This is a genomic window from Roseibium sp. RKSG952 (assembly GCF_009711355.1).
The window spans coordinates 1-211 of record NZ_SMMF01000027.1; the positions used below are offsets into that span (position 1 = coordinate 1).

The window sequence follows — 211 nt, forward strand, 5'->3', positions numbered from 1 at the left end:
GGTTTTCAGCCTGCCCGCGGGCACAATAGAAAATCTCGTAGAGGCGCGCCGGGGTTTGCCCTTCAAGTAATGTGACAATGGTGCAGATATCAAGGCCAAGCGGGGTTGACCCGATCCGGGCAATGGTCCGGCGTTCCCGGCTGCCCCAGCTTTTGGCCGCATAAACTGTCTCGCAATTGCTGCGGTGCGCGGCAAGGTGTTCTTCGGCCCG

At 60.2% G+C, this 211-nt stretch carries 1 protein-coding gene; it reads right to left on the bottom strand.

Annotated features, from left to right (window positions below; all coding sequences use genetic code 11):
- Positions 1–211 (bottom strand): transposase (locus tag E1297_RS00055; protein WP_196223046.1); only part of this gene is annotated, 211 nt, incomplete at both ends.